Genomic DNA, 5,883 nt, shown 5'->3' with positions numbered 1-5,883 from the left:
CCCGACACCCACACCACCGCCCCCAACACCCACACCACCGCCCCCAACACCCACACCACCGCCTATTCCTTAGCTCCATCATCCAACATGATTTTTGTCCAAATAGCTTCTTATCGGGACCCCGAGCTGTTACCGACCATTCAAGACGCGCTCTCCAAAGCCAAATACCCCGCCGATTTGCGCTTTGGTGTGTGCTGGCAGCATGGCCCTGAAGAAACAGCCATGAACGTTTTCTCGGGCAATCCACAGTTTCGAGTTGATGACGTGCCATGGCGGCAAAGCCAGGGGCTTGGCTGGGCCAGATCGCGGCTGCAGAAGATGTGGGAAGGCGAGGAATTCACTCTTCAGCTCGATTCGCACCACCGCTTCATCCAGGACTGGGATGCACTACTGATGCAAGACTGTGAAGCAACCTGCAGCGCGAAGCCCATCATCACCACCTATGCCGGCACCTATGATCCCTCAGGCGAGAAAGCTCCGGCGACCGAGCCTTACTGCATGGTGGCGGACCGCTTCACCTCCCATGGCACGATCATGTTCCTGCCCCAGGTGATCAAAGGCTGGCAGGACATGAACCGCCCGCTTCGCTCCAGATTTGTGAGCGGGCATTTCTACTTCACGCTAGGCCAGCACTGCGAAGACTACCGTTACGATCCTCAGCTCTATTTTGCGGGCGATGAAATCAGCCTCGCCATTCGCTCCTACACCTCCGGCTATGATCTTTTCCACCCGCACCGGCTGCGAGTGTGGCATGAGTACACTCGCGCCGGAAGAGTCAAGCACTGGGATGATCACCTGACCCAGAACGAACTGGTTGCATGGCATGAGCGAGACGTGATCAGCAAGAGGCGCCTTCGAAAGCTCCTGAAGGAAGAGGAGAACGATGAGGACATATCCGGCCATGACCTTGGAACAGTCCGGAGTCATCATGATTACGAACTCTACGCCGGGATCAATTTCAGCAAGCGCACCCTCCATGCAGACGCCGTGAAAGGCATCGCACCGCCCTGCACCTACATGGACGGAGCCAGCTGGGACAGCTCATTCCTGAAAGAGCAAACAGTAGACTTAAAATGGAATGACTCAGACATCGGGTCATGCACAGATTTGAAATTTGTGTACTTTGCCATTGAATGCGCAGACGGAAAGGTGCTGCACAGATTCGATGCCGACGCAGAAAGCCCTGAGGCCAAAAAGCAAACCAATCACAAAACAGTGCGGTTTTTATCATCGGCATCTCCGGCCAGGTTCATCCTATGGCCTGTCAGCCATTCTAAAGGATGGCTGGACAAGGTTATTCAGGCTCTCTGAGCGCTCCCTTTTTCATGAAATGAACATGATTCCTAAAATCGTCCATCAAACATGGAAAGACGACAACATCACCTACTGGGTCTTTCAGAGATCTCAGGCTTCGGTCAGAGCCTTTTTAGGGCATTGGGAATACAAGCTATGGACCGACGCTGACTTGGAAAGGTTGATGAAGGCTGATTTCCCACAATTTTATGAAGCGTGGTCAGCACTCGACCGGCATATCAAAAGGGTGGACACAGCAAGATACTGCATGCTGTACAAATATGGAGGAATCTATGCCGATCTTGATTTTGTTTTCACCCGTCCAGTCGACGAGATCATCACAGGCGAGGCCGACATGTATTTTTACAAGTCAACGGAAGCTGTCGTCAAAAAGCAGCACTTCCTCGGAAACGCCTTCATGGTAAGCAAACCGCTTCAGCCATTCTGGCTGGATGTGCTGAAACACATGTTTGCACTCCCCTCCGGCCTCAATCCCCTGCACCACACCGGGCCGCGGGCCCTCGGAGAGTACTACGAGGCCTTGACTGAAAAGCCGAACATTTTTGTTTTTGATGGAGACTATTTCGACAACGAAAAGTGCAATGCAGGCACGGGCAGGCATCAATATGGCTACCATGTAAGAGCCGCGACTTGGCAGCATCCGCACAGTCATCCCGCAACGGCCCGGCCTGCTCAGCGCCACCCGCTGTGACCAGCACCTTGTTTCATCCATTTTTCAGACTGCATGATCTATCCCAACCCTCAGATTTACCCCCACTTAAAAACGATCTTTGTTCATGTCCCGAAGACCGCAGGCACCTCCATTGAAAAAAGACTGCGGGAAAACAACGGCGTGGTGGTCGGCGGCCACACAACGGCCGAGGGATTTAGAAAGAAGTACCCCGGCGTATTTGATGACTATTACAAGTTTGCAGTCGTGCGCCACCCTCTAAGCCGTTTTGTGTCTGCTTTTTTCTATCTGCTGGACAGACCGATCAACCTCAATCTTCGCAATAAGATCGTGCATGAGTGCGCCACATTGGACACTTTCATAAGTTGTGTGGAGCAAAAACCAGACGTCATCAGTCAGATTGTCCACCTTTTCCCCCAGCATACGTTCATCTGCGATGCGCAGGATCGCGTTCTGGTCAATGATGTCTATAAGTTCGAAAATCTACCGGAAGAGTGGCTCCGCATATGCCAGACCATTGGCCTGCCTCATGAGCCGCTGGATATTCTAAACCCATCTTCCGCAGGCCAGCTTGAAATAGCGAACAAATCCAGATTGGTTGATTTAGTAACCAGCCTTTATCGAAAAGACTTTGAGCTGTTTGGCTTCAACTCAAAAGGTTAAATTTTGCATGCCATGAACACGGCTGATATTGGAAAAATAGAAGCTAAAGTCTTGTGGCTTTACGGCCTTTCGGGTGCGGGCAAAACCACACTCGCCATTGCGTTCGCCCAAGTGCTCAGGGAAGCCATGCACCCGGCTGTCGTTTTGGACGGAGACAGGCTGCGCATGGGGATGTGCCAGGATCTGGCGTTTTCGAGCGAGGACAGGCAGGAAAACGTTCGGCGAACAGCGGAACTGGCCAAGCTGCTTTGCGAGCAGGGGCTGATTGTGGTAGTCGCTTTGATGACACCGCATGAATCTATGCGCCAGATGGCCCGCTCCATCATTGGGGACAAGTCTTTCAAAGCGGTGTTTGTGAAATGTGACTATGCAGTCTGTGCATCCCGTGACACCAAAGGATTGTATGCGAGGGCGGCGGCCGGAAACATTCACCAGTTCCCAGGCAAAGATTTTGTGTTTGAAGAGCCGGCAAGATCCGACCTGGTGCTGGATACAGCGACTGAATCGATCCCCGCATGCATCCATTCGCTGATCCATCAATTTGCAGATTCTACATGAGCAACGGCATCTGAATCAAGGAGCGGACCAGACAGAAAGGAAGATTTTTGGATGGTATTCACGAGACCCGCCGTCGCCCCCCCCCGCATTGAATGCCGTGATATCCAGCAGCAACCTTCAGTCCTTCGCCTTGAGAGTGGCAGGTGACGCGAATATCAGCGAATTCTCAGGAACCCTGAATTCAGATCTTTGCATTCAGAAGTCTTCACTCAATGACAGGGCACCTTGAGATGGCGGCTGGATACGCCCGGTGCAGGCTCTCACTTGACCTCGGTCATCTTAAGTTCGGCAAACCAGGCGGTGCCTGAGACTGAGGCGCCAAAATAGCCGAGGCGGCACTCGAATACGCGCTCGGTTTCACTCTCTGTTTTGAATTCACTGCTGACTTCAGTCCATGAGTCGGCACTCACACGGCTGCTGGCACAGCCATTTCTCCCGGCGATGGAGAGGCAGGCTCCATCACCTCCGGAGGCATTGATGCCATTCCCATTTTGGTCCTTGATGTTCTGTGCTCTGATGAAACCTGAGATTCGATAGCGGGTGTTTGGCTTGACCTTCACTTTTTGGATGATGTGTGTGTCTGTGACACTTGGATTGATGACACGCAGCGTTGGCTTGTCGTGAAACAAAACCTTTCTATCCACCGACCACTTGACGTTCGCTGAGGAAACATGCGTTGTCATTTCCCACTTAACGGTTCCCTTTTGAAATGAGCCGTTATCCAGGAGATTGTCCGTTACGCTTCCTGATTCTTGGGACAGCCCCGCCAACGGCTGCACAGTCCCCGCCACGATCTCTTCGCGCACCTTGCCTAACTCCGTGATGGTTTCCAGTTTGGGACCGCCGGCCGTTTTCAGCATGCTGTCAATGCGAGCGATGTTCGATTTTTGGACAGGAGCAAGCGCCTTGGCTCGGGCATCGTCATACATGGAGAAGAGCTGCACGGCACTAGCCTGCGGAGAAGGCACGGACTCTCCGGCGAGTTTCTCCTTGAGCTGGTTGGTCAGCAGCTCCGCACCGGCGGCATCACCATCCTTCGCCAGCTTGGTAATCAGCGGTATGGCGGCCTTCTCCAGCGACTGGTTCACGCGCTCCACGGCCTGCGCAGCCTGCTTGCGGTAGTCCTTGAGGATGGCCTCGGGGCTGTCTGCCAGGGCGGAGGTGGAGGCGAAAGAGACCAGCAGAAGGGTGAGGAGCAGTTGTTTCATGAGCACGTGGTTGGGTGGCCAAATGATACGCTTAGGAACATATCTGCAAGCTGAATTGAGATTTATGATGTTCCACCGAACAGATTTAAAGAACCCAAGGGAACCGGGTGGAATCTTTAGGATCAACAGGCATTTGTCCGAAAATTCTCCCGCCCTGGGCGCATCCGTGCTGCCAAACCGGCCCTGCTGAGCGGCCAGCACCCGCCATGCCCCTCCCCTCTGTCATGCCCCCCCGGCAGGGCACAAGCACGGAAGTGCACGCAAACGGATTCAGCCCCCCCGGCTCCCGGCCTTTTGTGCATTCCGTGGCCGCTCTTCAGCCTGCTCCCGCGCCTCAAACTCAACGAATGTCACATCATACCACATTCCGGTATCTTTTCACTTGCATCCCCAGATCCAAGACTTTTCCCATGGCCTTCATCTTCTCCACCTCCCACCTGCCTGAAGCACGTGCCCGCCGCCCTGACCACCTTGAAGAAGAGGAAGACGAAGACGTCATGCAGCCCATGCCCCGCGCTGGCGGCGTCCGCGCCTTTAGCCACCTGCCGGTGCGTGACAATCCTGCGCCTTCCACCGCCCCGCTCCGGGAAGACAGCCCCCGGAGAGGGATCGTCCCGATCCCTCCACGCTCCGCCACACCCACCAGCGCCGCACCCTCCAGAACGAGGGATCAAGATGATCCCCCTCCGCCAGAAACCGACCCCGAGGACGACACCACCCCGCAAGACCACGCAGACGACAGGCCCTGGTACATGCCCCGCATCACCGCCCAAGACCCGCCACCGCAGGATCACAATGAGGACGCATACGCCCCCGCCCTCAAACCCTGGGAAAACACCACCCGCAGCTCCGGCTTCGATGATGCACCTCCCGCTGCCTCCAGCACCCGCGACAGCGGCTTCTCCCCCTCCTCGCAGAAACTCCGCGATGCTTTCCATCCTCCCGCTCCACGCTCACCTGTCGGGCAAGCCCCCGCTCAAGACAGCAAGCCCGCCCAGCCGGGAGGCCGCTTGTTTGAACAACGCAGCGCACCAGAGGCGTTTTTGAGCCAGCAGATGGGAAAGGATGCCAGCGGGACCTCGTCACAACAGCGCCTTCAGGGACCCGACCGAACCCTTGCAGCGCAACCACAGCCAGTGCGTGGGTCCACTCCGCCGGCAAACGGCAGCAACCCCGCAGCGCCTAGCCAGGCCGTCACCCCCTACCGGGGATCAGACCCCGACAAGAAGGATGAAGGACGGGGGACATCACCAAGAAATAACTCAGAAGTTAAGGAGACACCCACATCGCTGCCACCGCGAAACCCTGATGCCCTCCCACAATCAAGTGGGAACAAAATGCCTGGCATGAATGGCACTTGATTAAGCCGCCTTTCGATACTTGTCGCGGTGGGGGATTTCCTGAAACTCGCGGCGCGGCTGCGTCAGCAGCTGATGGGTTTTGGGGCGTCGTTTCTTGGCCCTGGGTTCG

Annotated in this window: 6 protein-coding genes; 5 read left to right on the top strand and 1 reads right to left on the bottom strand. The window is 55.4% G+C overall.

The annotated features are described in order from the left end of the window. The 4 genes from ACFQDI_RS25120 to cysC all read left to right on the top strand — a co-directional run. The coding region (locus ACFQDI_RS25120; protein WP_377172262.1) for a GlcNAc-transferase family protein at positions 1-1,311 on the top strand (1,311 nt) is incomplete at its 5' end. 25 nt (positions 1,312-1,336) lie between these two features. After that, positions 1,337-2,005, top strand: a complete 669-nt coding sequence (locus ACFQDI_RS25115) for a glycosyltransferase family 32 protein (RefSeq protein ID WP_377172260.1) — start codon at positions 1,337-1,339, stop codon at positions 2,003-2,005. Positions 2,006-2,038: 33 nt separating this feature from the next. After that, on the top strand, positions 2,039-2,647 hold the full coding sequence (locus tag ACFQDI_RS25110; protein ID WP_377172258.1) for a sulfotransferase family 2 domain-containing protein: 609 nt from the start codon (positions 2,039-2,041) through the stop codon (positions 2,645-2,647). A 12-nt stretch (positions 2,648-2,659) separates the two neighbouring features. Beyond that, positions 2,660-3,205: an adenylyl-sulfate kinase gene (gene cysC / locus ACFQDI_RS25105; protein ID WP_377172256.1), complete on the top strand. Its 546-nt coding sequence runs from the start codon at positions 2,660-2,662 to the stop codon at positions 3,203-3,205. Positions 3,206-3,465: 260 nt separating this feature from the next. Here the strand turns inward: cysC and ACFQDI_RS25100 are convergent, their stop codons facing one another. Further along, positions 3,466-4,413, bottom strand: a complete 948-nt coding sequence (locus ACFQDI_RS25100; RefSeq protein ID WP_377172253.1) for a hypothetical protein — start codon at positions 4,411-4,413, stop codon at positions 3,466-3,468. 410 nt (positions 4,414-4,823) lie between these two features. Between ACFQDI_RS25100 and ACFQDI_RS25095 the strand changes: the two genes are divergently transcribed. Beyond that, the gene (locus ACFQDI_RS25095) at positions 4,824-5,774 is read left to right on the top strand and encodes a hypothetical protein (protein WP_377172251.1); all 951 of its coding nucleotides are present in this window, start codon (positions 4,824-4,826) and stop codon (positions 5,772-5,774) included. Positions 5,775-5,883: the final 109 nt, after the last annotated feature.

This window comes from Prosthecobacter fluviatilis (assembly GCF_042655725.1).
Taxonomy (GTDB): domain Bacteria; phylum Verrucomicrobiota; class Verrucomicrobiia; order Verrucomicrobiales; family Verrucomicrobiaceae; genus Prosthecobacter; species Prosthecobacter fluviatilis.
The sequence above is the reverse complement of the archived record's forward strand: the minus strand, read 5'-3'. Positions and strand labels throughout refer to the sequence as shown.